Below are 26,692 nucleotides of genomic sequence, written 5' to 3'. Positions count from 1 at the left end.
TCCCCATGAGGGAACGGACTATTTTACTGATGTCGTATCCAATTTCACCTGATCCCCCGGGCGTTCCACTCGCGTCAACGCGTACTCCGAGGCGCCAGCGTGGGGCCCACGGTAGTAACCCAACTTCACTGAGCCAATCTGTATTGCCTGCTCTGATACCCGCGAATAGGGCACCGGCGCAATTGGCTGCGTCATTTGACGATAGGCGCCTACCTGCGGGTCACTGCTCGATTTCACCAAGCTGTCAACCGCCACGTGTAGCGTTTCCTGGCGTCCCCGCTGTTTCACCGTCACGGCAAACGGCTGGGAACTCGGCTGCTTAAATTGGGTCCGCTGTAGTCGGCCGAGTCGGCGCTGGATATTGGCAATTACCCGCCGGTCGGTCTTAATCGTCGCGAAGCTCACCACGGTGGCGTTCTGGTTACGTTTCAAATTCTGCCGTTCCGCGGTCAGCTCGGCTTGCGCTGTCTTGATCAGCGCGCGCCGTTGCTGGGTAAAGTCTTGCTTGGCCCAAGCCACCCCTGTTTGCTTTAACTGACTGGTCGACAGCTTGGCGGCCGCGCCCAACGTCACCGATTTCGGCACCCGATACGCGCGGGCCCGGCCCTTTTGCGTCACAACGATGGCTCGCAGCGGCGTCTGGGCGTTCGGCTGGCCGTGACTCCGGGCGAAATACCACACCCGCGGCCGTTCGGTTTGCCCGGTCTGACCGAACGCAATGTCCCGGGTCTGTTGCCGGCTTCGACCAGACTGCCGGCCACAGGCGCCTAAGCCCAAGGATGCCAGGACAACAGCCCCCACGATTGCACACTTTTTCATTAGCCCCTACTCTTTTCTGGCGGCGCATCACCACCATTGATTTCACTCATTATACCTGAATTTACTCTGTCTCGCCGAGTAAAAAATGCCGACTAACAGCCAGCACTTAGCGCCCGCATTCTCTTTTGGTCCGCGCTAAACAAAAAAACGCCAGCCCAACAGCCAGCGTTTCCCGAAATAATGATTCAGCTTAATCCGCGTGATTGTGACTGCCCCGGCTCCGGTTGGAGTTACGACGCTTGTCGTGCAAGCTGTCGAACCCAACGAAGCCAGCAGCCACGGCCCGTTCGTTGGCGCGGTGCAAGACTCTGATGAAGCGTTCGGCTTCGTCCTTGCCGCCAAAGAATTCTAACCAACGGTGGAACCGTTCATCAGTGGCTTGTGACAAGTTACGTTGAACCCGGCTACCAGCCGCGGTCAAAGTAATGTACTTCACCCGCCGGTCATTAGGGTCAACCTTTTGCATCACGTAATTTTCCTTCAACAATACGTTAACCTGGCGGGCGATGGCACTCTTGGAGACGCCTTCGAGCTTAGCCAATTCAACCAAGGTCTGGCCGTTCTTACTACGAGCCACGTTATCCATGACCATGAAGGCCTCAAAGGTTAAGTTATATTTTTGCGTAGGAATGGAGACAAAGTCACCAATATACTTGAAGATGTGCATGTAAAGATCGTCAAATTCTTTTTTCAGTTCTGCTTCAGTTACAGCCTCATTAGTCGATTCTGTCATTATCAGTCCATTACTCCTTTTAGTCCAGCGCCGGGCGCTGTCATTTTAATTCATCATTGTCTACCATCACAGGCCGAGGTGGCCGTTTTCACCGGACCGACAGACAAAATGAACAACCCTCCGTACATTTTACCATGAAATCAAGTTATCCAATAATGTTTTAAATTGTCTTCCAAAACTAGAACGTATGTTCTATAATGAAATTAATCTCAGTCATTAAGGATGTGATGCCATGATGCCACGTGTCAGTCAATCAATTAAACGCCTACTCCAGTTGGCCTACCAAAACAATCAGGTGACCACGCTAATATTCAATAACGTTACTTATACGGGAACCGTCGACTACCTATCAACCACGACCGTTTTTCTGGGACTATCAGCTGGTCGCACCCGGGAGTTACCCCTCACCGAAGTGCGTCAGGTCAAGTTACACCAATCACAGTCTTGGTGGTACCTTTATGAAAATCCGCAACAGTAGCTTCTTCTAGTATCGCCTCTCCTCAGCAAAAAATAAACCCTTTTTTGCTAAATTGTTGGCATTTTCTTTACAATTCATCGAAAATGCTGTGGTTAGTTCCGCCGTCTGGTTTTTCGGTCAATCCGCAATTGGCCAAAAAGCCCTTTTAAGTTAGTCCTAGTCTACCTTGATTATACCCCCTCCCAGGGCTTTTGACTGACCACAGTTTCAGTGAACTGGTAACAATTAGAAAGTTATATAGGATATTAAATTGAACTGTCTAAACCAATTGCTGCACAAAAGGCCTACCACCGTCAATAAAATTGACTGTGATAGGCTTTTTGTTTACCCCTAACTTAGGCGAATGCTTCCTGTATTGGCGCGCACGCGGACTTGATGGGTCGCGGTCTCCCCCACAGTTCCCACCTTGTGATGTTCATCATTGAGGCTCAGGGTCGCCTCTTGCGGTACCCGCAGATTGGCATTGCGATTCTTCAGGTCAAATTGATAATCCGTCAGTAATGGCATCTGCAGCGTGGTACTACCGCCTTGGCTATCGACTTGGACGTCTTGGGCCAGCTGGCTGAATTGCAGATTGACACTGCCATTGTCGGTGTGATACCGGCCACCACCGCTCAGACGCTTGCCGCGCAGCGAACCGTTGGCCGTGGCCGCCTGAACGTCTCCCGTCAAGCCGTCCAATTTGATGGCCCCATTGTGGCTCCGCACATCGGCGTTCCCCGTGTGATCGACCAAGCGGATGGTCCCGTTGTGTGACTCGACCCGCACAGTCCCGGTGCTTTCCTTAACGGTCACGCTCCCGTTCTTGCTGTCTAAGGCCAACTGTTCGCCGGTGACTTGATCCAACCGAATCGACCCGTTAGCTGAGCGCATGGTCAACCGTGTCAAATGGTCGTCAAATGCCCGCATGCTGCCATTGCTGGCATGCGCATCCACGGCTACTGGAGCCCGCAGATCACTGATCTCTAGGCTCCCATTCCCCACGTGAACACTGACTTGACCAGCCAATTTTGCAGGGAGGAAAATTTCTGCGCGGGCGTGTAAGGGCCATAACCGCGGCCGGTCGCCCTGCTTGATGCTCAATAGACTGCCGTGGTGGCTGGCTCGCAGATAATACCGCGCGTTATCCCGACTCATATACTCGTTGACCACGATTTCATCGGCATTGGCCGGGCCTAATTTCACCGCCGCATCCCGGTAGTTGATTTCCAAACGACTCAGGTCCGTGACCGCAAATGACTGGGTGTTTACCAGTCGCAGGGACTCAACGAAGGTCCGCCGAGGATGTTCACCATTGATTTTCACATCGTCACCGTCCACGTCGACCAGGCCATCAGCCACCCGCACGTGGTCGCCATCGACTTGGACCAATTTGCCCAAATCCACCTTGTCATTTTCACCATCGACCAACACGTGGTCACCCCAGCTGACCTTGTCGCCGTGGATTTGGAGTTTACCAATTTGAACCCGGGAATCGCTGTCTGGGTCTGCTTGGTCCTCGTCATCCGCCGCGCCTGCTTGGTCATCGGCTGCCACTTCCTTGAGTAGTGTGTCCAAATCACCCAGGTCCGCCATCGCCGCATCAATGGCCGCCGTGGCGTCTTGGCCCTGATTGATCTTATCCGTGACGGCCTCCGTGAGGTCCCCCACCAATTCTTCTTTTAACTCCGTCAGTGCCCGTGAAGGCTGGTATTGACTGAACAGCTGATCCAGCCGCGTCCGAATTTCCATCGTGATATCGTCCATGATTAGTCCCCCTCAGAGATCTTGCCTGTGATTAAATCATCAATGATTGGCTTAGCCACCTGCCAGGCCGCCGTATTGGCTGCCAACAGGTCCTGGCCTGTCGCCGTGATGTGGTAGTACTTACGCCGTGAACCCTGGGATTCATCCCCCCAGTAGTCCGTCAGCGCGCCATTCTTCTTCAGCCGGCGAAAGACCGTATACAACGTGGCCTCGTTCAGTTCATAATGCCCGTGACTCAACGCCTTGACCTGCTTGGCCACCTGATAACCATAGCTGTCGCCTTGCTGGAGAATGTTCAAAATAATCGTATCCGTATGGCCCCGGATTAAATCTTTGGAAATAACCTCAGCCATGGTGCCACTCCCTTTGCTTTTCGATGACATTACTGTACCACGTACTACTGTGTGTGTCAAAGTAATTTGTTTGAAATAGTATTTTTCTTGATACATGGTGTGAACTGGCCGCCTTGCCGTTCGGCAACTATGAGACTGGACCGCGGTGGGCGAACGGTAAGGCGGCCAGCTCCACCAGTCTCCTCCTGACCACGCCAAAAAGCGGTTAGCCCGTGACTCACTAACCGCTACAAATGCTAAGTATTTAATTTTCCAAGTATGTGCCCGCTATTTCAGCTCCGTAAAGGCGCCGGGGAGAATGCCTTCGACCGTGGTCTCCGTGAAGGCGCCCTTTTGGTTCGTCAGGTAGACGGGCGCATCCGCGTCAAAGAACTCGGCGATGACTTGCCGGCAAATACCGCAAGGGGCGATGGGGCCATCCGTATTTCCGGTAACCAATAAGGCTGTGAAATGTTTTTCACCCGTTGCGATACCGGAGAAAATTGCCGTTCGTTCCGCACAGTTGGTGGCACCATACGAAGCATTTTCAATATTACAGCCGCCATAGACCTTGCCACTGGCACCGACTGCCGCTGCCCCAACGTGAAAGTGTGAATATGGGGTGTAAGCCTTGTCCAGCATTGCCGTGGCGACGCGCAAAAGTTCTTGTTGATCTGCCATGATGAATCCTCCTCTTTTGTAGTTAAAGGTTTTACGTCTCCTATTGTTACATAATTTCAATGAAAACGCTACCATTTGCACAAACTTTCTAGTTATTTTCTTAACTTTTTAACCAAACTGGCAAAGAGGTCGATAGACTGTGCTACACTAACCTCACGTCAACAATCAATTGGGAGCGTACATACATGAAAATTTTTCGGAGTATTATGAGCTGGGTCATCCCCATACTGGTGGCCGTGATTTTAGTCCTGCTGGTGCGGACCTACTTATTTGAAGTGGTCAAAGTTTCCGGCGACTCAATGGAACCCAACCTGGTCAACAATGAGCGGATGTTTACCATTAAGCCGCTGAAGCTCAAACGGCTAAGCGTCATCGTCTTCGATGCGTATGGTGAAGACCCCACGGCGGCCAAGAATACCAACTACGTCAAACGGGTGATTGGCCTGCCAGGCGACAAGGTCGTTAGTAAAAATGGCGTGCTCTACGTCAATCAGCACAAGATTGATCAGTCCTTCATCAGTGAAGCGGAACGGACCAGCGGTACTGGCAACTGGTCGCTAAAGAGCCTGTCCAAAGCTGGTAACTGGCATTATCAAGGAAGCCGCGTTCCCAAGGGCCACTACTTCGTCTTGGGCGACCACCGCAGCATTTCCGAAGACGGCCGGGCCTGGGGCTACGTCAATGCCAAAAAGGTCATGGGCGTGGTCAAGGTACCGTTCTGGCAAGGTACCAAGCAACATCGACTTAACGTGAATGATTTGGCAAAATAAAAGCACCCGGATTCAACCAGCAATGGTGGTCCGGATGCTTTATTCATCTTATTGCATAATCAATTTGAACACTTTAAAAATTCATACTCGAGTCCCGTTCCCGATAAAGGCGCTTTCATAACTATTAGTTAAGCTACCCACACTAAAGGCTAATTTACGCTTGGTGCTAGTTCATTGTAATTCTAAACAAAATAGCCTAACATTGAGACCATATTTTCACAATGGAATGACATCTTTAATCTTGAAAAGAACCGGGCACATTCGTTGAGTGGATTTCAAACTATAATTGAGCAATGCCTACTAGTTTATACCTTGAAGAAAATCAACTAGCACCAGGCGTCTTCAAGTTATTTATTACACCCCCTCCTGCCTTCAAGTTAATTCAATTTAGTTCCGGCCACTGCTGTATATCTTTGGAATAATTACTATTTACATAAATATTAGCTTATGAAGCGTGGAATTCCGATACTAAGATGATAAGACGAAAGTTCCTTGAAAGGGCATGAGCAGCCACCGTCTGACTTTTTAATGGAAAAAATGACGATGCCGTGAACATCAGCTTGTTGATCCCTTCCCAGGGTTATCACAGCCACGGGATTCAAGGGAAACATACCGGTTAGTACCGGGTAGTACCTTAATCAGGAGCTTTAAACAGAAGATTCATTAAAAAGGAATATAATTCGACACACCTTATAAGGCAGGCGTATGTGAGTTTAAATTAGCGGAGAAATTTGTATGAAAAAGTCAAAGATTTTCGTTCTAATTGCGGCCACGTTATTTCTCTCTGGTGCACCAGCTTCAGCTTTTGCTGCAAAAACAGTGCCAGCAGCTCGTCAATCTCGTGTTGAGCGAACCAAAGCAGCGCGGCACAAGGCAAAGAAACCAAAATTAAAGATTAAGTTAGCGAATTACCAGCTGGAATCTTCCGGCCCCGAAAGTGTTTTGTATGCTCAAGGCGGTAGCGGCGTAGGAGCGGATGTTTTCGGATGGGCTATGTCGTTATTTGGATAGCCGCTAGCGTTTGATGAAGTAAGGTACTCCTGGTTTGGAGGTACCAAATATGAAAATTAGTAAATTGACAATTGATTCAAGCTTAAAACACAAGGCAAACTATGTTGCTGCCTACATTTTAGGGATTACAACGTACCTAATCTTGATTCTTTTAAATTGCCGCTGGATGTATGGAAGGTTTATTTTTGTTTGGGATATTGTATCGTGGTATTTGACTTTTAGTTTTGTTTTAATCTTCCCCCTTGAATGTATTGTGGGTGAGAAATTGATTGAAGGTCATTATCGAAAATACCGAGGTACACCCATAGCCTTGCGTGAAAGAGCTGATAATAAAGTCTATTATGCGTTTGCTGGTGGTGCAGCCATTAATACCAAACGAGTTTATCGACTTTTTGAAATCGCAGCTTATAGCGAGGGCCTTCATACAGTCATTGATATTTTCGGCATCATTCTTGGACCTGTACTGCTAATTTTATTCTTGAGTATATTAATGGCACAATATTACTTCATAAGATAGCGTGCAGTTGGAATTGTGTCTACATTACTTGATGCCAAAATCGCCACCATTGCAGCTCACAATAACTAATCACGTGTCTCAAGTAAACACAAAATGGAGTGTCCACCTAGTTAATTTCCTTTTCGGTGGACACTCCAATGGAATAACAGCTTTAGTCTTGAAAAGAACCGGGCACATTCGTTGAGTGGATTTCAAACTATAATTGAGCAATGCCTACTAGTTTATACCTTGAAGAAAATCAACTAGCACCAGACGTATCTTATTGCATAATCAATTTCACTTTATTCCCAGTAACAAACGTCCCGTCACGTAGGACCAGCCGCGTCGTTAGGCGGTAGTGGACTAGCTTTTTAACGTGAAGGATCTTGCCTGGCTGGTAAGTCTTAACTTGATGCTTCAACGCTTTATTACGGTAACCGTTGACCCTAGCAAGTACTTTGACTGTCTTCGGATTGCTTTGATAGTAGGTATGGTTGCTAAACGCCTGCTTAGCCGTGATGTAACCCGCCTTACCGTCTCGTTTAGTACCGTGGTTGACGTCGCGGACCAGGTAACGCTTAACCCCATTCTTGGATTGGGCCACGCCGAGAATCACAAATTGTGGCCGCTTGGTCCGCGATTGCTTCGGGTAGTAGGCAATCCGCGTGCGCTTACTGAAGTTCGGTGTCCGGTACAAGCCCAGCTTCTTGACGGCCGTGATGGCCCGATTCTTCTTGGCAACCGGATTGGTCGGGTTAGTCTGTGGTTGGTCAGCTTCTGGTGTTTCGCTGGTCGCCTCACTGGTTGAATCCGTAGCCGGCTCAGTGGCCGTACCACCAGTAGTCGGCGTAGCTTTCTTGTACGTCAAAGTTACTTCTTTGGCATCTGAATCATAAGTCCCGGTTAATGAACCATCCTTGAACCCAACATAGTCATAACCGGCAATCTTATCCGGAGCAATGTTGTACGTCGCACCGTAGTCACCAGGAACTTGCTTGTCGGCTTGAATAGTCTTTCCATTCTGGTCAACGTAGTGGACGGTCACTGGGTTGCCTGGCGTTGTTACTGGCTCCCAAATGTAGGTTTCATTATCCGTCGGTGTCGTCGAACTATCAGGACTGTACATGGCAACTAGCCCTTCTGTGTCGTAAGTAGGCTTTTCCCCTTTAATGTACTGATCCTTAATATTCTCCCATTTTCCCGTGTAACCAGTTTGAGTTTCGTCAGGTCCTTTTAGCCCAGACCCATTCATATTATCTTTAGGATTCAAGGTAATCTCACTAACAGTACTGTCAGCAAAGATACCTTCTAAGGCACTTGTCGGGCTAAAACTTTCAGCATTACCCAAATCAACCCGCTTAATTTCACTGCTGGCAAACATATTTTGGAAGCCGCCTGCCATGGGTCTATCATTTAAAGTTGGCCCATCTCCAGGAACCACCTTACTTAGGTCCCACTGTGATAAGTCTACTGTAGCCGAGCCATTACCAGCTTCATAACTATTGAATAAATCGCCCACATCTTTGACGTTACCAGTATCAAAGTGCTCATACCCACTAATACCCTTGGCAGCCATAAACATGCCATGTAGGTCCGTCGCTTTACTGGTATTCAAACTAGATACATCTAAATTTTGACTTTGATCTTTATAAAACATATAAGCAAAATCAGTAGACTGACTGGTATCTAAGCGATTTAAATTTTCAATTTTTGGTGCCTTGGTAAGAAAGTTACCGAAAAGAAACGCTGCATTAACAGGTGCATTAACACTACCATCGAATGAGATAGTCGTCACTACATAACCCTTATTCGCCTCTATATTCATCAGATTGAAAAAGGGTGGATACGTGTTGTTCTGGTCATTCGTATAAGCTATAGGCAATGTCCCACTTTTAAGATGTAGCACACCGTCCGCCGTCATTTTCCATGAACATCCCTGCAACAGGTTATCAGAACTATCGACGTCTACAGGACTCTCGTCAACAACAGCATCCGTAGCCGTAGCTGCCTTAGCCGTAACCATAGACCCAATTCCGGGCAGTGATATTGCCGAAAATCCCCCTAACTCCTGAACACTTCCTAAAGTAAGTCCCGCGACCACAGCCAGGCCAACTGTACTAATCTTCATGATTTTGCCCCTCCTCGTCAGGCTAAAAAGAAAAATTATACTCCAAAACGAAACTATTAAATTAGTAAAATGTACCATTCATCAAGGACAGTCTAACACAGTTCATCCGGGTAAAATCGTTTTCGCGCACCACCCAGTTCGTCAGTTCTGGCTAAAAATGCATTCGAATTGCCGCCCAATCATCCAAAGCATTCTTAGCCAGATGGCCAATTAAGTCTAGCTATAATTAGCGCTGATTTAATCGTCTTTTGAAGATATTTTTTGCTAAAGCTTCCTCAACAGCACTTCTCAAGCACCTCCTATTCGACAAGTCCATTAACACTTAAAAATTGCATTGATTGTGAAAGTTGCTCACTATAAATTAGCTTAGTTCCTGTCCCCAAACCAAAAGGAACCCACCAACCGGCAGATTCCTTTCATGTAGGGTAGCAGCAGTGCCCACAGTATGCTAAGTGATTGGCAGTCGCAAGGAAGACGCCCACTTAACTGCTGATACCCCGGATATTTAACTGAACATCTTCTTGGTAGCCTTCAGTAAGGTCTTTGGGTCCTTGTCGTACCGCGGCGTATCGACTAAGTTATCCATCGAAATGCCCGTGAAGTGGTAAGCGGCAATTTCACCCGAACGAACCGCACTTTGTTCCGTGAAGATCATTTGGTAAGGTTGTTCTGCGAATTCACCCGTGAAGGCTAAGTTCGTGGAGTGCGCAGGGATGACCTCTGGCCGGTCCGTCTTGGCCCGGTTGTTGAAGAGGGCTGAGGCGTAAGGCATGTAGACTGGAATATTATTGACGATGCTGTCCATAATTTCCGTTTCCTTACTCTTGATGTTCACTGGCCCTGGGTCGACCTTGGACAATTGGCCGATCAGTTCTTGGGCCATTTCTTTCCCCGTCATCTTGATGTACTGCTTGTGGACGAATTCACCCGTCCGCCGTGGGTACAGGAAGTAACCCCAAATAACCGATTCGTTTGGCTTTTGGGTCGTGAAATGAGGTTGGTGGTGAACCACGATGGACATGTTGACGTCCTTTTGGCCCAGCGGCGTGATTGGCGTCGTGGACAGGAAGGAGTTCAACGCGTTCCCAGGTACTTGCGTCGTGATCCGCGTGATTTCATTTAACAACAGGTGGTTCTTCGTGGTCAGAGTGAAGCTGACCCATTCGGAATTCTTCCGGTCGTTAAAGAACTTGTCAGGCGTCCCCAGGTTGTAGAAGCGCTCCGTGGCCTTCTTCCACAGTGCGGCACTGATGCCGTATTCCATGTTTTCTGGCGCTGGCGTATCGTAATCACCCATCGTTGCGGAATCCGTGATAGACCCGTTGGTGAAGATGACCGCCGTATCGTCATCAATGTCGACCAGCTCTTCGGTATCCGTTTCCAGATTCTTGACGTGTAAGCCAGTGACCGTAATTTCGTCTTGGAGCGGGCTGTCTGCGAATTCCCAATCCGTAACGATGCGGTTGTCAATAAAGGTGACCCCTTGATCCTTCAGGTAGTTGATCAATGGCAACATGATACTTTCGAATTGATTGTAGCGGGTCCGGTTGACCCCCACCAAATGCTCGATTTGCGTGAATTCGTAAATCATTTGGTGCATGTAGCGCCGTAATTCTTGGACGGAACTTTCAATTCTAAAGGCGAAAGTCGTTTCCCACATGTACCAGAAATTGGTTTGGAACATGTGCGGGTCGTCCTTGAAGTATTCTGCAATCGTGATGTTATCAAGCTTGGTTTCCTCGTCGTCAGGCATGAGGACTAACTTGGACAGCAGTACCCGGTCTTTGTTGTTCAGTCCCAGCTTGCCGCCGTCGATGATGCCCTTGCCGCCTTGTAGCAACCGTGCCTTGTCGTAGGTCCGGTGGTGCGCGTCAAAGTCATGCGTGTCTTCGGCCGCCGTCATGCCTTCTTCAGTGGCTGAAGGAATGCGGTCCAGCAAGTCCATTAAATCAACGTAAGTCCGGTAATTCAGCATCCGGCCACCCCGAGCAACGTAGCCAGTCCGGTTGTCCAGGGGATGGTTCTTGTTCCAGTATTCATCACTGAATTCGCTGGTCGTGCCACCATCATTGGCCCCATGCATATCGACTCCATAGAACGTAATCTGCTTACCGTTCCAATGTGCCTCTTGAATCAGGTAAACCGCTGCGGCCATATTGGCTAAACCCGCACCGATCATTACTGCTTTTGTCTTGACCATCAAAAACACCTCCGTAGATTCATGTGCCTTTTACGCTTCCATTATGCTTGCTTTGTCATGCATTGTAAAGCGTTTACTTTTAAAATTAGCTATTTCTAAGAAACGCTAGGAAACCTTAATCTGACGGCAATTGCAACAGGTCGTGTTACATTGAGTTTGGGAAAATTGGGTAGTCCAATCTGGAGTGGACGGCGGTTCATTTGGTGTGACTGTTTGGTGTGCAATTGAGTTTTTCTTAGGATATCATAGTGCGAGATTGTGAGCACGCCATATGCTTTCTAGGTATCGTTAGATGGAAAAGTTTTCGCTTCAAAATAAAAAAGCGCAAGACCAAAGTCTCACGCCTTCAATAAAACCATCGTCTACTTAGTCAGCAGCCATGAACTTGCCGGCAGTTAAAGCAGATGCCTTAACCCAGCCTTGCTTGCTGATGTAGAGGTACTTCACGTTCTTCTTGTTTTGCTTGATCGTCATTTTCTTGGTTGCCGTAAAGGTCTTGCTGTCTGGCAGAACACCCTTCTTGGTCAGCGTAACCTTTGCCTTGTCAGCGGCGAATTTGCCGGTGAAGACAGCTGGGTTGTTGCTCTTGAAGTGGTATGAAGCCTTCTTGATGCTCTTAGCGCTTACCAACGTGTAGGTCTTGCTGGTGACCTTGTCAGCGGCTTTCTTCACAACTTTTTTGCCATCCGCTGCCATGAATTTACCAGCCGTTAATTTGGACAGTGCCACCCAGCCTTTGACCTTGTTGTTGGCCGTCTTAACGTAAGCGTAAGTGACTTTCTTTGCCTTAGCCTTCTTGGTTGCCTTCGTTTTGACAACAATCTTCTTGGTTGCGTAATAAGTCTTTTCCCCAGCTAACGTCCCCTTCTTAGCCATGGTGACTTTAGCCTTGTCAGCGGCAAATGCTGCGCTATACAGTACTGGTTTGCCACTCTTGACGTGGTAAGCAGCTTTCTTCATCTTTTGGCTGCTGATTAACGTTAACGTCGTCTTTTTAGCGGCAACTTTAGCGGCCGCAAATGCCGTCGTTTCTACTTGGGCTGGCGCAATTGCCCCTAAGCCTAATGGTAATACCATTGCTGCAGCTGCTGCAATCATTGCTACTTTCTTCATCATGATAATTCCCCCCATAGATTATAGATGAATCCATCCCTGAATTCACTCTGTATAATAGCACGCTCACGCCCAATCTAGCCGAAATAATTGCCGGAAATAACGCAAAAATCTGTAAAAATCTGCGTCCGGTTGTAAATTAACCCAACTAACATCAACGGCCAAAATAAGTGCGTAAGTGAATTATCTGTGGTTGCCGGCAGGACGGCATTTCTGGTGATTCATCAGTAGCGCTGTCCCCCCACGCTTGGTAACGCATGTCCGGGATAAGTAATTTGAATTGCCAAATGCAAACAGCTAGTCTTCCCAGGCTGGCGGCGTCCTTCATAGCAGGCGGAATCTCTGACCGCGAAAGAGGTCTTCGTCTTGATGCAAGAACAGCTTACCATGAATCGCCCCAAGGGTCACCATCTAACTTTGAAAGAACGTGGAAACATTGGTCTACTTCAACCATGACGGCTATTCTCGCCGTAAAATAGCTGATTTGATTGGGGTCAGTCACCAAGACTATCAGTAACGAAATCAAGCGAGGCTTGGTGTCCAATAAACAGCGGGTTAACGGCCAGGAAAAGTACCATGAAGTCTACCTGAACGACGCTATCACGAGAAACGGGTGGCCTGCCACCGGCCATACAAGTTCACACAAGTGGTGGACTTCCTGGCCTTCTTTGTGGAGTGCTTTAAGACCGATGGCTGGGCACCAGACGCTGTGGTCGGTCGAGCTAAAGCACTTAGACTCTTTCGACCGGCAGAGATGGTTTGCACTCAGACGTTGTACAAGTACATCGATAAACGGTTCCTAGAGATCTGTAACCTAGATCTTGCCGAGAAGTTAAGCCGTCGCCCACCAAAGCACGTGAGCACCGCCCACAAGTATCGGCGCCTATTGGGTCAAAGTATTGAGAAACGTCCTGCGGAAGTGGATTCTCGTGAGACGTTCGGGCATTTTGAAATCGACACAATCGTCGGGAAGCGCGATGGTCAAGAGAGTGTCATCTTGACGTTGATTGAACGCCAGACGCGCTTCCAAATTATCCGCTTAATTGACGGTCGCAACGCCGATCCAGCGGCCTACGCGATGAAGTCAATCATCGCTGTGTACGGGCCCATTATCGAATCAATTACTGCGGACAATGGTCCCGAGTTTGCGACCCTTCCGCAAGTCATGGTATCAGTTGCCCCAGTCTACTTTACACATCCTTACACGTCCAGCGAGCGCGGCTCAAACGAAGTCCATAACCGCATGATTCGCCGGGACTTTCCTAAGGGCACATCCCTCGACACCATCAGTCCAGCTGACGTTGCCAAGGCGGCCGACAAGCTAAACAACTTGCCTCGTCGCCAACTGGGCTTCCAAACGCCAGCTGAGCGCTTCGCCGGCGCCTTCGGCTAGGCGTATCGCTCCTCTCCAAGCCCCTGAGAACCCCTTGGTATCAGTATTTGGCCTCAGTGGCTAACTTGTTCTTGCAATTTGCGGCGATCAAAAAATTTCCAGAATTGCGTTTATTCTTTATCTCTCAATTTCCAAGCATGAGTTTTTATTTCAGGTAGTATTTAGCTTGCTCTGAATACATTTTATAATACAGTCCCCTTTCTTTCATTAACATTTGGTGATCCCCACTTTCAACAATTTTTCCATTGTTAATAACTAGTATACGCGAGCTAAAATGTGTGGAACTCATTCTGTGAGAAATATATATAGCTGTCTTCCCTTTTACAAGGCTATCGAAGTGCTCATATATTTCTGCTTCTGAAATTGGATCTAACGCTGAAGTTGGCTCATCTAACGCAACTGATCCTAATCAGATGACTATGATGAGGCGAGTGGCGGTAACCATTTTGCTAGAAAAAAAACGGATTGCCCTTCCCATCCTAGGAAGCGACAATCCGTTTTCGTTTAATGTTTGTGAGTCTGCTGATAAATGCTCTTGGCAATCAGCGACGTATAGTAGCGGTTCCCGTGGTCGTTCGGGTGCACGTGGTCGCTGACGAACCAGCTCGTGTGATTCTTGGCCTTAGCGTACCAGTCAATCACGTGGACGTTTTTGTACTTGTCCGCAGTCTTGGCAATCCGACTGTTGACGGAATTTTGCCATTCACGCGTTGGCACGTGGGCCGTGACCCAGAAAATCTGGTGATCCGGACCGATGGCGTGGACGATTTGGTCCGCCTGATCCGGTGTCACGTAGCCGTTGGTCCCAATGTTAATCAAGACATTCTTGGCCAACTGACCACGTTGGCTCAAACTATTCAAGATGCCCGGTACCGCATCGGCTTGACGGCCAACCGCACCATCGACGACGGCACCTGGGAAGATCTTCTGCAGGTCGCCCGAGTCATCCAGTAAGACGGAATCACCGACAGCCGTCAGCGGCGTTTGTTGACTGGTCAACAGCTCATCAGCCGTCAAGAAGTAATACTTAGCCGTCTTCTGGTTGGCGGCGGACATTTTCGAAAAGGCCACTGCCTTGTCATGCTTAAGCTTAGAAGCTTGCTTAGCCAAAGCCTTTTGTTTCTTGGCTGCCGCTTCGTTTTTCTTCTTCGCTGCTGCTTGCCGCGCCGTAATCGTCTGCTGCAATGCGGTAGGCTTGGCCGCAGCGGGTTGTTGGACGAAGCCGACTGCCGTCAAACCGAACAACAGGGCGGCTACGACTCCCAGACTATTGGCCAGCCGGTGGGCCCCCGGTTGTTGCAGGTAGGTCCGCACGTCGTTGGTCAGCTGGCCGTAGTGGTAATGCCGCAGCGGATTTTCGATCCAGCGGTAGCTGACTTCCGTGACCAGCATAATCAAGGCCACTTCCACCAACGAGTTGAACAGCGGATGATTGCCGATGTTGATGCGTGATTCATAGAAAATCATGACCGGAAATTGGTACAGGTAAATGCCGTAACTGCGTTGGCCTACGTAACTGAAGATGGGGTTACTCAAGACCCGGTTCAGGTCACTCCCCGGATGGGCCACGGTACCGACTAAAATCCCGGAAAGTACCGTGAACCAGAACATCCCGCCACGATACGTGCTGGCCGCTTGGCCGTTCATGGTAAAGAACATGTAAACCAGCGTCAGGAGCGAAAGGCCCCCGGCGATGTCTAGGATCAAGCGGTGCGCCGGCGTCACGTTGGCGTTGAGCTTATGCGCCGGCCACAGGAAGGCCATCGCCGTACCAATCAGAATCGCAAACATCCGCGTATCGGTTCCATAGTAGACCCGGTTGGTATTGGCGGGGTCATACAAGATGGCCATCAGAATTGCCGAGAAAATCGCGATGCCCAACAGGATGGCGGCTGCTCGCGCCCGTTTACGCAAGAACAGCAGTAAAGCCAAGACCACGAACGGCCAGACCAGATAGAACTGCCCTTCAATTGACAGCGACCAGAGGTGGGTAAACGGCGACTCGCCGCTGAACCGGTCGAAGTATGACTGCCCGTGTTTGATTTCAAACCAATTATAGCCGTAAATCATATTGGTCAAGACGGTCCCCCGAATATTGGCCAACAGGTTGCGCTGAAACAAGGTAATGTAAGCCGTGGTCCCGAGTAGCATCGTGACCAGCGCCGGATACAGGCGTTTCAATCGGCGGCCATAGAAGCCCAGGATGTTGATGCTGTGGGTCGAATCCCACTCTTGAATCAACAAATAAGTGATCAGGTAGCCCGACACCACAAAGAAAATCGGGACACCCAAATACCCACCCTGTAGCGTCGATGGTGCCAGATGGTAAATAATGACCCCCAAAACGGCTAAGGTCCGAATACCATCGAATCCGGTTATGTACCGCCGTTTGCCCGCGCGCTGGGCGCGAATAAATTCTCGCGAGACCCGCGTGTAAGATTGATCCATGTTCATTGCTCCTTCTCTTCAAAAAACCAGTAACTGTCAGACTGGTCATACTCCCCCAAATGGTGGTACGCCAAGTGATTAAGTTGCTCTAATTGTCTAGACTATTGATATGTGAAACGGTAATTTACTTGTAAACCGTCAATTCATGACGGCGGTTCAGTCCAGAACTACCCAGGAATGCCTCGTTTTAATTAAACTAATCATATAATGTTTGCCCGACCGAAACAATGATTTTACGCGAATTTCACAAAATGTAAAATTTGACATCTTTGTCATCTTTTCCCCGGATTAAGTTGCCCGCGTAAAGTCAGATAACTAACCACTAAATGGGGCAACCCGGGGAAGTCGCTCGTGCCAGCTAAGCCTACATATTAGCACGATTAGGCCTAAATATCACCCCCTAATTATTCTACGGGGGACCATAAATCGCGTGCCGGAGCTTCTGCTAATCTGCCGAATTTATTTTTGGCCGGACACCTGTCATCTGCTAGCTTGGTAAGGTGACCGACCCAACCGCTAGTTTTTGGACTGGACCATCCGGCTGAGGAAAATTTTCACTGAGAATTAAGCGCTTACATGGTATACTAAGAGGAAGCTAATCATTGAAGGAGGAGTTCCGTGATGTCCCACGTTAAACCTTTTACTAAAGAAAATGTCCAACGCTATCCCAAGGTCGAGTTGCACTGCCATCTGGACGGTTCACTGTCCCTGGCAGCTCTGCGGCAAATGGCTGCCGTCACGGGGGCCGAGCTACCCGCTAGCGACGCGGACTTACATAACCTGACCAGTGCGCCGTTGGAGACTGATAGTCTGATTCAGTACCTCCAGCGTTTCCAAATCGTGACCGACCTGATGCAGACGCCCGAACAGTTGCGTATCGCCGGTCGCGACATGGTCGCCACTGCCGCCAAGGATGGCCTGATCTATTTGGAAGCCCGTTTTGCCCCGCAGATTTCGACTGCTCAGGGCTTGTCAGTCAAAGAGGTCATTGCCGCCTTGCTGGACGGCCTGCACGCCGGAACAAAGGAATTCGGGATTCCCGTCAACGCCATCGTTTGTGCCATGCGGGACCGGCCGTTAGACGAATGCATCAACGTCTTCCAAACGGCCGCTGAGTTCGCTGATCAAGGCGTAGTCGGCCTCGATTTCGCTGGTGACGAATACAATCACCCAGCCATCGACCTGGCGCCTGCCGTCAAAGCCGGCCTGGCCACGGGCTTGCCATTTACCCTGCACGCCGGTGAAGCTGGCCCCGTCGACAACGTGGCGGTCTCCTTGACCCTGGGAGCCAAGCGCATCGGCCACGGCGTCCACATGAGCGGCTTTCCGGCCACGATTGCTCAAGCCAAACGCGCTGGCGCAACGATTGAAATGTGCCCGACCAGCAACGTTCAGACTAAGGCCGTTGACGGCTACGCCAACTTCCCGCTGGCCGAATTTTTGAGTGCCGGCTTGAAGGTCACCTTAAACACCGACGACCGCACCGTGTCCGACGTGACGCTGACCAGTGAAATCATGAAGATGCACGACCAGTTCGGGTTGGATTGGTCCTTGTTGAAGAAGCTGACGTTGAACGCGATTGATGGGGCATTTATTCCGGAAGCACAAAAAGCCCAGCTCCGCGCCAAAGTCCAAGCAGCGGAAACTGTGACGGCTTAACTACCAGGCTGGCGGTATGGGCAACGGTGTGTGTGCTGGCCGCCTTACCGTTCGCTAGCGGTTGTCAACGACTATTGGTTTAGCCGTTGTCTCCCTCCTGATCTTGAGGCTCTCGCTACCGGCATATAGTCGATTCGTGAGCACTAGACAGCCGAAATAATTTTTAACCCTAACCGGATCTGGCAAATTTAGCCAGATTCGTTTTTTGTTTCCGCCCGCCGCGTTCCAGCCCCTAGTTGGCGAACGGCAGGCGGCCAGCTAGTGTGTTTCCCGTGCTATACTGTGGTTAAAGTAATTTTTAGAAAGTGAGGCGATTCGATGCCGTTAGCCTATCCCTACCAAGACGCCTTCAACCGGCAGCTGGCCCAGCGCTCCATGGCCGCGGCCACGCGTGACGAGTACACGGCAACGTTGAAGGACTTCTTTCAGTACTTAGAAAACTTCAATCCGACTTACCAGCGTGAGCACCGGGTCAATCAGCTACAAACGCAAGACGTTGAGCAGTACCTGGCCATGTTAGTCGACGCCCGACAGATTCAAAACCAGACCTACAACAAGGTGTTGTCGCACCTGAACGTCTATTTTAAATTTCTGTTCTCCCACAACTGGACACCCTACCTACCGACATTGGACCTGAAAAGCAAGCCCAAAGAGGCGGCCCAGCCGTTGAACTACCGCTGGGTGGACCACCTCGATGACCTTTTGGCCGACCGGCGCCTTCACGTTTACACACGCTTGACCCTGTTGCTGGTGGCGCACGGCTATCCGGTACAAAGCTTCCTGAAGCCTGGCGTGACCGCGCAATTGACCACCGCTAACTGGTCGGCCAGCGCACAAACCTTTTTGCAGGAATTCCGCGAATTTGTTCGGCCACTCCAGTTGCGTTTTCAGTGTGACGACTGGTTCTTAAAACAACGGGCCGCGGCCGATCCCCATTTGACATTGCCGGGATTGCACAAGTATTTGCGCCCCGATGAGGCCGTCACTGGCTTTGCTCTCAGCCCGACCGTCCTCTACCAAGGTTATTTAGTTAACTATCTCCGACGCCACCCGCAGGAAACCGACCGTGAAGTCATTTCGGCGCTTCATTTGCCACCGGATTCCATCGACTACTACCGGCGATTAAGCCAGCGGGCTGACTAATTTATGGTTTTTTCGTTTAACCCCCTTATACTATAGTTAAGACTATCTTTTGGGGGAATCACGATGAAACGAAAATGGGGACTGCTGGCGGGCTGTTTCGCGCTGGTCATCATGATCTTAGGTGCGGTCATGGTCACACAATCGCGGCACACCAACGTTCGAACGGCACCAGCCACTCACAACCGGCTGACTAAAAAAGACGTCTCGGCCACCGAGGTCAAGCCCACCCACCCGTGGGTCAAACTCAAGCACCCGCTCCAGCTGCCTATCTTGATGTATCACAGCATCTCGACCGGCAATCAACTGCGCGTGCCCCAGCACCAGGCCGTTGCCGAGCTGAACTATTTAAAACGCCATCACTACCAAACGTTGACCACGACTCAGGCCATCCGTGCGCTGACCACTAACACGGTCCCACAGAAGAAGGTCGTCTGGATCACGTTGGATGACGCCTACAAAGACAATCAGAAACTGTTGCCGACGCTTAAACGTAACCACCAACACGTCACCATCAACGCCATCACAGGCTTCACCCACAGATCCGACCACCTGTCGTTGGCCCAAATGCAAGTCCTCAAGGCCACGGGCCGCGTCGACTTTGCCAGCCACACGGTTCAACACCTGGATTTGAACGCCTTGACGGCCACGCAACAGAAACAAGAACTGGTCGATTCCAAACGCTGGCTTGACCAGCATCTCAACCAGAACACCCAAATGCTGTGCTACCCGGCCGGGCGGGCGAACCCAACAACTCGGCGTCTGGCCAAACAAGCCGGTTACCGCGTGGCGTTGACTACCCAAGAGGGCGTGGCTCAACTGTCCCAAGGACGCTACAACCTCTCACGGCTACGCATCATCCCTGGCATGCCGCTAGCCACTTTTGCTGATTTGATTCAGGTGACCAATTCGTAAAAAAGCGCCATTGATGTAAGCGCACCCATTGCGATAAGATTGGCTTCAGCGTACAATGAAGGTGAAGTTAAAGCATTCACAAGGAGGTCAGCATTATGGGGAGCGTGGCAACATTAATTACCTGGTCAGCGATGATTGTTTTGATTGGTGCGGAAATTGTACGGGGAATCTTTATGTTTAAAGGCTAATTTCAAATTGAAACCGTTGCGGCTAATTATTTAGATTTTACACAAAGGACTGCGGTGCCCCTGCAGTCCTTTTTAAGTCGACCAAGTGCCCCCGCTCCCCGCAAATAATCCCACCCTCATCACCGACCCAATTCCAATTGTCCCCTATCCGCCACCCGCTAACTACGGTAAACTAAGGATAGCGCTTCATTTCACAGTCAATCCAAGAAGGAGTTATTCTATGCTTTTAGTTGCACTATTCGGCACCCTGACCGCGCTGGGCATGACCATTTTGGCCTGCATTCAGCGGCCCGAGCGCTGGCGGTTACTGGTCGGCACCTACGTCATTTTTTATTTGGTGGCGTTAGGCATCGTTTTCATCTCACTCCCCAGCAAGACGCCCGCCAGTCTGATTGGGATGAACCTGATCTACGGCATTTTCTATCTGCCGCTACTGGCTTTCAACAGTCCTCAGGCCAAAGTCGAGGTCGAGCGGCGGGGCAATTCGCCGTTTAGTTTCCACTTACCCCGTATTAATTTTGGGACGAAACTTGCCGTGGGCGTCTTGGCCGTACTGGTAGTCTTAGGCCTGTTCGGGTCCCTGCAAACGCGTTTTGGCGTCAAAGCCGTCTACAATTCCTTGCACATCAAGACGGTCAAAACGGCGCCGTTGTTGGACAAGAACAGCACGCCCATCGCCATTTCACCCAAGACCGTCCGCAACAAGATGAACAAGGCCATGAGCACGGTGCCCAACACGTCGTACTACAAGCTGGGCGACTTACAGACGCAAGTGGTCAAGGGCAAGACCGTCTATATCGCCCCGGTCGAGTTCGACGGCTTTTGGCGCTGGCAACGCGCGCGAGTGACGCCGGGGTATTTCACCATCGACGCCACCAACGTCAACGCCGAACCGCATTTCGTCAAGCAAGCCATGAAATACACGCCGAGTGCCTACCTCTTTGACGACGCCCAACGAGTCATTTACAACCGCTTCCCCAGCTGGGTCCAAGAAGGCCAGCCACAACTGGAAGTCAACGACCAGGGGGAACCCTTCTTCATCCAAACTGTCTACAAGGCCCGCGGCGTGTCTAAACGTATCAACTACCGCAGCCTCCACGTGGTCGTGTTAAACGCCAAGACCGGCGCGACAAAGTTGTACACCGCCGCCGGAGCACCCGCGTTTATCAACGAATCCATCGCCTCGTCGACCGCCGCGGAAATGAATGAGATTTTCGGCCGTTACGGCAACGGCTTCTTCAACGCCTACTTCAACAAGACCGGCGTTAAGCTGCCCAACAGCAATGGGACCGAGGATGGCGTTACGCCAGTCGCGGACAAGCACGGCAATATTTCGTACTTCAACGACTTCACCTCACCCAAGACCAGCGCCGATTCGACCATGGGGTACTCCATGATCAACGCGCGGACCGGGACCTTGACGTATTACACCGGTAAAAATATCGGCGTCATGGACAGTGACGGCGCCAAGAAGATTGCCGAAAAGGAATATGTCGCGCAGAAATGGTCGGCGACGATGCCCATCATGTACAACATCGACGGCACGCCGACCTGGGTCGTCTCACTGCTCGACTCCACCGGGGCCTTCCGGAGCTACGCCTACATCAAGGCGGCTGACCAAAGTGTCAAGGCGTACGCCACCACGGCCGCTCAAGCACTCGATCAGTACCGCGTTCAGTTAGCGGCCGCTGGCTCCACGGCTAGTTCGACCGCCACCAAGTTGACCAAGGTCAACGGCATCGTCTCCCGAGTCGCCATCGTCCCGAATGGCAGTAGCCAAAGCGTACTATTTGCCATCAAGGGCAACGACTATCTCTGGTCGGTCGGCACCGGTGATTACCCCAAGGCCGCGTTACTCAAGGCCGGCGACCAAGTCAAATTGACCGCCAACGTCAACAAGCAAGCCAAGACCGGAACTGTCCAGTCGTTTACCAACGAGACGTTTAAGTAGCCCTTACTGTTACTAACGAAATTGGCCGGGCATTTGTCATCCCTGACCACCTACTTCGGTCAGTTTTCGTTGGATTGTGTTTGAATTTTGATTTTTGCCAAATTAAAAGACTCAGCGGCCTCAATTGGTTGCTGAGTCTTTTCATTTACACTAAATCATTGGTGCTTCCCAAAAGCCCTTGGTGTCCACCTGTGTTTGAGCGGCCAGGTCCTCCAGCTGGTTGATTTCGGCGGACGTCAAGCTAACCTTTTCCGCCCGCAATTCACTGGCGATGTACTTTTCCTTGGTGACACCGATGATGGGCGTCGTTCCCTTGGCCAAGGCGTAGGCGGTCGCGACTTCGGCAATCGAGGCGTGTTGTCGCTCGCCGATAGCCTTAATCGCCGCGGTCAGCTTGGTCAACTGGGGCAAGGCGGCGTTGTACACCTTGGCTCGCTCACTGCCGGCTGGCAACGGGTGATCTACGTCATAATGTCCCGTCAACGCACCCTGTTCCAGAACCATGTACGCGTAAAATGTGATGTGGTGTTCCCGGCAATAGTCGATGATGCCCGCCCGTTCCGAGGACCGGTACAACAGACTGAAATGGTTTTGTACGGCCGAGACTTGAATCCCAGCTTCACCCAGAATTTCGTTGGCCCGCTTGATTTGCGCCAAGTTATGGTTAGACACGCCGACGCGCTTGACCTTGCCGCTTTGGACTAGCGGGATCAGTTCCGGCGTCCATTTTTCCACGTCGTCCGGGTTGTGGATCCAGTACAGGTCCACATAATCCGTACGCAACCGCCGCAAACTCCCGGCTAGCATATCGGCCATTTCGTGGTCACCAGTGCCGGCCATCCGTGGCGTGAATTTCGTCGACAACTGATAACTTTCACGCGGATAAGGTGCCAACAGCTCACCGACCAAGTTCTCTGAGGTCCCCTGACCGTACGCGTAAGCCGTGTCCCACAGGGTAAAGCCATTGGCCATCCCCGCCGTCACCACGGGCTTCAGGCTTGCAGCGGACAATGTGTCACCAAAATATCTGTCAGACGCGGTGTCGCCCCACGCCCAGGTTCCTAAAGCAATCTTCGGTTCTGTCATTCTGTGAAAACCCCTTTCTAGCTTTCAGCCTAGCATACCGCTTCGTGGCGGCACAACTCTCACGATTAGGTTGCCTTGCTGAGCCATCATACTGAGCTAAACGGTTGGTGGGGCACTGAATCCCGGTGTCATTGGCTTTAATTAAACAGAACCATTCATAGCATAAAAATTAGTCGTTTACAGAATCCTAGTGAGACCTGGCCGCCTACCGTCCGCCAACTATGGGTTGGAACGCGGTGGGCGGACCGGACCGAGCCTAAAGACCGGTCTCGGCCTCGCTTTGAGCCGAAGGGCACGTCTCAAAGACGCCAGTTGTCTAAGCGGCATGAACCGCGCCGCTAAGGCAACTCCCACGGCTGAACCCATATTTGACGGACTCCCGGCTACTAGAGTACGTTCTAGTCACAGTTGATTTAGTTCCAAGTTGCAGCTAAATTGGCAACCGGTCTTCGACTAACACAATGTTGCTGATGGTTACTAACCCGCCGGAGGCAGCCAAGGTGGAGCCAGCTGTGACGACGGTGTTGGCTGAGGTTCTTTCTCAGCCTACAGCGTGGGACGACTTGAGAGACTGGTGACTTTTGCCAGGCTTTCAAGCGAACCGGAAGACCGCTTCTCAGGCTGGAGGTGTTCCCCAGAGCAGGCGGAACCTTGGCTGACGCAGGCCTCTGGTTTCACCAATTTTGGTGGACAAAACGCTGTCGCTCTAGGAGTCACTCCATTAATTCTTCTTTTCGTTTACCAAATTTGCCTAGCCGAAACGTGCACCAAAGACAGCTGGTCTACGTTTCAACTTAACGCTGGTAATTCATTTGATCACGCGTCAATGGCCCGACCAGTTCATGCGGCACGTACGGTTCTTCCAGGTACTGGACGTCTGCTGGGGTCAACTTGAGGTCTAACGCCTTGACCGCGCCTGTCAGGTGACTGGCCTTGGTGGCACCGATGATGGGCGCCGTGACGGTTGGCTTTTGTAGCAACCAAGCCAAGGCGACCTGCACGCGGTCCACGCCGTATTTATCGGCAATCTCACCGACGCGCTGGATGATTGGCAAATCCAATTGCTTACTGTCGTCATACTTGGAACGGGCGACATCATCCGTGACGTAACGCTTGGTCTCCCCCGCCCAATCACGAGTCAAACGGCCGGATGCCAACGGACTGTATGGCGTCACCGCAATGTCTTGGTCCGCGCACAGCGGCAACATTTCCCGTTCTTCTTCACGGTACAAGAGGTTCAAGTGATTTTGCATCGACACGAATTTGGTCCAACCGTGTTGTTCCGCGATTGCTTGGGCCTTTTCAAATTGCCAAGCAAACATCGCTGATGCCCCAATGTAGCGGGCCTTACCAGACTTCACCACGTCGTGTAATGCTTCCATGGTTTCCTCGATCGGCGTCTGATAGTCCCAGCGGTGGATGATATACAGATCCACGTAATCCGTCTGCAGGCGTTCCAGACTCTGATCAATCTGCGACATGATGGCCTTGCGCGACAACCCCGCCACGTTGGGCGCTTGTTCTGGCGTGAAGAAGACCTTGGTCGCCAGCACGATTTGGTCCCGGTGTGCCAAGCGTTTCAGCGCCTGTCCCACGAACCGTTCACTATCCCCGTGGGAATAAATATTGGCCGTGTCAAAGAAATTGATGCCTAGGTCTAAGGCTTGCTTGATGACCGCCGTGCTCTGCGTTTCGTCGACCGCCCAGGGAAACATCCCCGTCGACGCGTTGCCAAAGCCCATCGTGCCCAAGCACAACCGTGAAACGTCTAATCCTGTATGTCCTAACTTGGTATACTTCATCTTTACGCTTCCTTCTGGCCGCTAAGTCGCAGCCAATTACCACTGAAAATTTGTTGCTGGTCGGCCGGCGACAACGCCATGTGCTTGACCGCGTCTTCGATTACTGCGGTCGGACCGACTGGGGGAATGCCAAATGGTGAATCCGTACCAAACAACACGTGGTCATGACCAAAGAAATCGGCGGCCAGGTCCAGGGCTTGCGGATTGCCTAAAATGGCGGTGTCGACATAAAACTTCTGAAAGTCAGCATAGTTCGCTGCCGACTGGATGTACTTGATGCGCTGACTGAAGAACGGAATCATCGCGCCAGCATGGTGGACGATGACTTTGAGCTCTGGAAATTGACGGAAAATCCCCGCCGCCACGAGGCCATCCATGGCCTGCGTCAGCTCATATTCCCAACTGAAGCTCAGGTTGTTGTCAGGCTTGCGGTCATCAAAGACGGGATGGAGCCAAATGGGCGCCCCCACCTCAGCCAATTTGGCAAAAATCGGCTGGTAGACCGGTGCGGCAATCGACTCACCCATGGCCCGGGTGAACAGCTGTACGCCGACCAACGCATCACTGCCGGCCACTTGCTCATCGATAATCTGTAGCGCCGCGGGCACGTTGTTCATTGGCAACATTGCCACGCCTGCCGGAAAGACATCCCGGTTGGCCCGCACGATATCGGCCAATTCGGCGTTGGCTCGCCGACATAACTCGGCCGCCTGGTCTGGTTCAAAGAAGTCTTCCGGATTCAAGTTGACCATTGACAAGACCTGTTGATGGTCGGCCGGCAGACTGGCTTTGTGCCGGTCTAAGTCCGTTAATAAGGCATTTTTCATGTAAGGAAACTGGTCCAAAATTTGCGGCTTCAACGCCTGCATTTGCGCTAAAAACTTCGGCGGCAAAATGTGGGCAAATACGTCGATCACTGTCATGGTTGCACTCCTTAATACCAGCTAGGCTGGTCGCCGTCCGTGCCGGCCTTGTCCAGGCCCACGCTACTGTTTTGATAGGTGCTTGGGTCGTTGATGACCTTCAAGGCGAAGTCGGCCACGCTTTGCCGTGAGACTTCGGTGCCCTTAAAGCCATCCGCCAACGTGGTGACTTCGTAGTCGACCTCGTCGTTGTCCGTCAACCAGGCCGGCCGAATCTCAGTGTAGGTCAGTCCAGACTTTTCCACCAACTCGCTAGTCTTTCGAAAGGCTGGCAGGTACGCGCCAATCATGCGTTCGTTCCATTCGCCAAATTTTCCCGGAACCTCGTGGTGAGCACCCAAGGAACTGATGTAGATCAAGCGAGTTTGGTGTGCCTGTTTCATGGCGTCAACCACGCTTTGTGTCTGCACGTCGAGGTCTTCGCCACCCAGGTTAGAGTAAACCACATCAACACCAGCCATGGCCTCAGCCACTGTCGCCGTGTCATGGACATCCCCGTCGACCAGCGTCACCCGCGGATTATCCGCGTACTGGTTCAGCCGCGCTGCATTGCGCAAGAACAAGACCAGCGTGTCCGTCGTTTCATTTAACAACCGTTGCGTAAGTAATTGTGCCATGGCGCCGTGAGCACCAAGAATTAAAATTTTTGTCATGGGTATTTCCTCCTCATTATCCTTAGC

Annotated in this window: 20 protein-coding genes and 5 pseudogenes; 11 read left to right on the top strand and 14 right to left on the bottom strand. The window is 51.0% G+C overall.

The genetic code is table 11. The annotated features are described in order from the left end of the window. Window positions 1-18: 18 nt before the first annotated feature. Together EKM83_RS10370 and EKM83_RS10365 are read right to left on the bottom strand one after the other, a co-directional pair. Window positions 19-819: a hypothetical protein gene (locus EKM83_RS10370; RefSeq protein ID WP_125577159.1), complete on the bottom strand. Its 801-nt coding sequence runs from the start codon at window positions 817-819 to the stop codon at window positions 19-21. Between the two features lie 190 nt (window positions 820-1,009). Continuing rightward, window positions 1,010-1,552, bottom strand: a complete 543-nt coding sequence (locus tag EKM83_RS10365) for a MarR family winged helix-turn-helix transcriptional regulator (RefSeq protein WP_125577157.1) — start codon at window positions 1,550-1,552, stop codon at window positions 1,010-1,012. 232 nt (window positions 1,553-1,784) lie between these two features. Between EKM83_RS10365 and EKM83_RS10360 the strand changes: the two genes are divergently transcribed. Next, window positions 1,785-2,030 (top strand): hypothetical protein, encoded by a 246-nt coding sequence (locus EKM83_RS10360; protein WP_125577155.1) that lies wholly within the window; start codon window positions 1,785-1,787, stop codon window positions 2,028-2,030. Between the two features lie 330 nt (window positions 2,031-2,360). Here the strand turns inward: EKM83_RS10360 and EKM83_RS10355 are convergent, their stop codons facing one another. From EKM83_RS10355 to EKM83_RS10345, 3 genes are all read right to left on the bottom strand, one after another. After that, complete coding sequence (locus tag EKM83_RS10355) at window positions 2,361-3,776, bottom strand: DUF4097 family beta strand repeat-containing protein (RefSeq protein WP_125577153.1); 1,416 nt, start codon at window positions 3,774-3,776, stop codon at window positions 2,361-2,363. A gap of 2 nt (window positions 3,777-3,778) precedes the next feature. Next, on the bottom strand, window positions 3,779-4,129 hold the full coding sequence (locus tag EKM83_RS10350) for a PadR family transcriptional regulator (RefSeq protein WP_125577151.1): 351 nt from the start codon (window positions 4,127-4,129) through the stop codon (window positions 3,779-3,781). Between the two features lie 267 nt (window positions 4,130-4,396). Further along, window positions 4,397-4,789, bottom strand: coding sequence for a cytidine deaminase (locus EKM83_RS10345; RefSeq protein WP_125577149.1), 393 nt, complete (start codon window positions 4,787-4,789; stop codon window positions 4,397-4,399). A 185-nt stretch (window positions 4,790-4,974) separates the two neighbouring features. Between EKM83_RS10345 and lepB the strand changes: the two genes are divergently transcribed. The 5 genes and pseudogenes from lepB to EKM83_RS13620 all read left to right on the top strand — a co-directional run. Further along, entirely contained in the window at window positions 4,975-5,559 is a 585-nt protein-coding gene (lepB, locus tag EKM83_RS10340) for a signal peptidase I (RefSeq protein WP_125577147.1), read from the top strand. 201 nt (window positions 5,560-5,760) lie between these two features. After that, window positions 5,761-5,889, top strand: a pseudogene (locus EKM83_RS13625) (IS982 family transposase); the annotation flags it as partial. 405 nt (window positions 5,890-6,294) lie between these two features. After that, window positions 6,295-6,570, top strand: coding sequence for a hypothetical protein (locus tag EKM83_RS10335; protein WP_125577145.1), 276 nt, complete (start codon window positions 6,295-6,297; stop codon window positions 6,568-6,570). A 49-nt stretch (window positions 6,571-6,619) separates the two neighbouring features. Continuing rightward, window positions 6,620-7,087: a hypothetical protein gene (locus EKM83_RS10330; RefSeq protein WP_125577143.1), complete on the top strand. Its 468-nt coding sequence runs from the start codon at window positions 6,620-6,622 to the stop codon at window positions 7,085-7,087. A gap of 135 nt (window positions 7,088-7,222) precedes the next feature. Continuing rightward, window positions 7,223-7,333: pseudogene (locus EKM83_RS13620) on the top strand (IS982 family transposase); the annotation flags it as partial. Between the two features lie 13 nt (window positions 7,334-7,346). Here the strand turns inward: EKM83_RS13620 and EKM83_RS10325 are convergent. From EKM83_RS10325 to EKM83_RS10315, 3 genes are all read right to left on the bottom strand, one after another. Further along, on the bottom strand, window positions 7,347-9,194 hold the full coding sequence (locus EKM83_RS10325; protein WP_164505650.1) for a DUF5776 domain-containing protein: 1,848 nt from the start codon (window positions 9,192-9,194) through the stop codon (window positions 7,347-7,349). A 505-nt stretch (window positions 9,195-9,699) separates the two neighbouring features. Beyond that, the gene (locus tag EKM83_RS10320) at window positions 9,700-11,394 is read right to left on the bottom strand and encodes an oleate hydratase (RefSeq protein ID WP_125577139.1); all 1,695 of its coding nucleotides are present in this window, start codon (window positions 11,392-11,394) and stop codon (window positions 9,700-9,702) included. 366 nt (window positions 11,395-11,760) lie between these two features. Then, entirely contained in the window at window positions 11,761-12,510 is a 750-nt protein-coding gene (locus EKM83_RS10315; protein WP_125577137.1) for a hypothetical protein, read from the bottom strand. Window positions 12,511-12,876: 366 nt separating this feature from the next. Between EKM83_RS10315 and EKM83_RS10310 the strand changes: the two are divergent. Continuing rightward, a pseudogene (locus tag EKM83_RS10310) lies at window positions 12,877-13,900 on the top strand (IS30 family transposase). A gap of 154 nt (window positions 13,901-14,054) precedes the next feature. On the opposite strand, the pseudogene EKM83_RS13600 reads toward EKM83_RS10310, so the two are convergent. Both EKM83_RS13600 and EKM83_RS10305 read right to left on the bottom strand, forming a co-directional pair. Beyond that, window positions 14,055-14,294 (bottom strand): annotated as a pseudogene (locus tag EKM83_RS13600) (ABC transporter ATP-binding protein); the annotation flags it as partial. A gap of 110 nt (window positions 14,295-14,404) precedes the next feature. Then, the gene (locus EKM83_RS10305) at window positions 14,405-16,348 is read right to left on the bottom strand and encodes an acyltransferase family protein (protein ID WP_125577135.1); all 1,944 of its coding nucleotides are present in this window, start codon (window positions 16,346-16,348) and stop codon (window positions 14,405-14,407) included. A 621-nt stretch (window positions 16,349-16,969) separates the two neighbouring features. Here EKM83_RS10305 and add point away from each other — a divergent pair. The 4 genes from add to EKM83_RS10285 all read left to right on the top strand — a co-directional run bounded on the left by add (window position 16,970) and on the right by EKM83_RS10285 (window position 22,201). After that, a complete protein-coding gene (add, locus tag EKM83_RS10300) occupies window positions 16,970-18,007 on the top strand; it encodes an adenosine deaminase (RefSeq protein ID WP_125577133.1) in 1,038 nt (345 codons plus the stop codon). Window positions 18,008-18,325: 318 nt separating this feature from the next. After that, complete coding sequence (locus tag EKM83_RS10295; protein ID WP_125577131.1) at window positions 18,326-19,150, top strand: site-specific integrase; 825 nt, start codon at window positions 18,326-18,328, stop codon at window positions 19,148-19,150. Window positions 19,151-19,213: 63 nt separating this feature from the next. Further along, window positions 19,214-20,062: a polysaccharide deacetylase family protein gene (locus tag EKM83_RS10290; protein WP_125577129.1), complete on the top strand. Its 849-nt coding sequence runs from the start codon at window positions 19,214-19,216 to the stop codon at window positions 20,060-20,062. A gap of 408 nt (window positions 20,063-20,470) precedes the next feature. Then, window positions 20,471-22,201, top strand: a complete 1,731-nt coding sequence (locus EKM83_RS10285) for a hypothetical protein (protein ID WP_125577127.1) — start codon at window positions 20,471-20,473, stop codon at window positions 22,199-22,201. A 150-nt stretch (window positions 22,202-22,351) separates the two neighbouring features. Here EKM83_RS10285 and EKM83_RS10280 read toward each other — a convergent pair whose 3' ends face one another. From EKM83_RS10280 to EKM83_RS10265, 4 genes and pseudogenes are all read right to left on the bottom strand, one after another. Continuing rightward, the gene (locus EKM83_RS10280; protein WP_125577125.1) at window positions 22,352-23,287 is read right to left on the bottom strand and encodes an aldo/keto reductase; all 936 of its coding nucleotides are present in this window, start codon (window positions 23,285-23,287) and stop codon (window positions 22,352-22,354) included. Between the two features lie 794 nt (window positions 23,288-24,081). Then, complete coding sequence (locus tag EKM83_RS10275) at window positions 24,082-25,089, bottom strand: aldo/keto reductase (RefSeq protein ID WP_125577123.1); 1,008 nt, start codon at window positions 25,087-25,089, stop codon at window positions 24,082-24,084. A 2-nt stretch (window positions 25,090-25,091) separates the two neighbouring features. Beyond that, a complete protein-coding gene (locus EKM83_RS10270) occupies window positions 25,092-26,012 on the bottom strand; it encodes an amidohydrolase family protein (protein ID WP_125577121.1) in 921 nt (306 codons plus the stop codon). Between the two features lie 11 nt (window positions 26,013-26,023). After that, window positions 26,024-26,677 (bottom strand): annotated as a pseudogene (locus EKM83_RS10265) (SDR family oxidoreductase); the annotation flags it as partial. Between the last annotated feature and the right edge of the window lie 15 nt (window positions 26,678-26,692).

The organism is Levilactobacillus angrenensis (assembly GCF_003946085.1).
GTDB classification, from domain to species: domain Bacteria; phylum Bacillota; class Bacilli; order Lactobacillales; family Lactobacillaceae; genus Levilactobacillus; species Levilactobacillus angrenensis.
This window is presented reverse-complemented; position numbering and strand designations above follow the sequence as displayed.

Excerpts from the sequence above, each read along its gene's own strand:
- EKM83_RS10370 (WP_125577159.1), bottom strand. The coding sequence starts at position 819 with ATGAAAAAGTGTGCAATCGTGGGGGCTGTTGTCCTGGCATCCTTGGGC.
- EKM83_RS10365 (WP_125577157.1), bottom strand. The coding sequence starts at position 1,552 with ATGACAGAATCGACTAATGAGGCTGTAACTGAAGCAGAACTGAAAAAA.
- EKM83_RS10360 (WP_125577155.1), top strand. The coding sequence starts at position 1,785 with ATGATGCCACGTGTCAGTCAATCAATTAAACGCCTACTCCAGTTGGCC.
- EKM83_RS10355 (WP_125577153.1), bottom strand. The coding sequence starts at position 3,776 with ATGGACGATATCACGATGGAAATTCGGACGCGGCTGGATCAGCTGTTC.
- EKM83_RS10350 (WP_125577151.1), bottom strand. The coding sequence starts at position 4,129 with ATGGCTGAGGTTATTTCCAAAGATTTAATCCGGGGCCATACGGATACG.
- EKM83_RS10345 (WP_125577149.1), bottom strand. The coding sequence starts at position 4,789 with ATGGCAGATCAACAAGAACTTTTGCGCGTCGCCACGGCAATGCTGGAC.
- lepB (WP_125577147.1), top strand. The coding sequence starts at position 4,975 with ATGAAAATTTTTCGGAGTATTATGAGCTGGGTCATCCCCATACTGGTG.
- EKM83_RS10335 (WP_125577145.1), top strand. The coding sequence starts at position 6,295 with ATGAAAAAGTCAAAGATTTTCGTTCTAATTGCGGCCACGTTATTTCTC.
- EKM83_RS10330 (WP_125577143.1), top strand. The coding sequence starts at position 6,620 with ATGAAAATTAGTAAATTGACAATTGATTCAAGCTTAAAACACAAGGCA.
- EKM83_RS10325 (WP_164505650.1), bottom strand. The coding sequence starts at position 9,194 with ATGAAGATTAGTACAGTTGGCCTGGCTGTGGTCGCGGGACTTACTTTA.
- EKM83_RS10320 (WP_125577139.1), bottom strand. The coding sequence starts at position 11,394 with ATGGTCAAGACAAAAGCAGTAATGATCGGTGCGGGTTTAGCCAATATG.
- EKM83_RS10315 (WP_125577137.1), bottom strand. The coding sequence starts at position 12,510 with ATGATGAAGAAAGTAGCAATGATTGCAGCAGCTGCAGCAATGGTATTA.
- EKM83_RS10305 (WP_125577135.1), bottom strand. The coding sequence starts at position 16,348 with ATGGATCAATCTTACACGCGGGTCTCGCGAGAATTTATTCGCGCCCAG.
- add (WP_125577133.1), top strand. The coding sequence starts at position 16,970 with ATGTCCCACGTTAAACCTTTTACTAAAGAAAATGTCCAACGCTATCCC.
- EKM83_RS10295 (WP_125577131.1), top strand. The coding sequence starts at position 18,326 with ATGCCGTTAGCCTATCCCTACCAAGACGCCTTCAACCGGCAGCTGGCC.
- EKM83_RS10290 (WP_125577129.1), top strand. The coding sequence starts at position 19,214 with ATGAAACGAAAATGGGGACTGCTGGCGGGCTGTTTCGCGCTGGTCATC.
- EKM83_RS10285 (WP_125577127.1), top strand. The coding sequence starts at position 20,471 with ATGCTTTTAGTTGCACTATTCGGCACCCTGACCGCGCTGGGCATGACC.
- EKM83_RS10280 (WP_125577125.1), bottom strand. The coding sequence starts at position 23,287 with ATGACAGAACCGAAGATTGCTTTAGGAACCTGGGCGTGGGGCGACACC.
- EKM83_RS10275 (WP_125577123.1), bottom strand. The coding sequence starts at position 25,089 with ATGAAGTATACCAAGTTAGGACATACAGGATTAGACGTTTCACGGTTG.
- EKM83_RS10270 (WP_125577121.1), bottom strand. The coding sequence starts at position 26,012 with ATGACAGTGATCGACGTATTTGCCCACATTTTGCCGCCGAAGTTTTTA.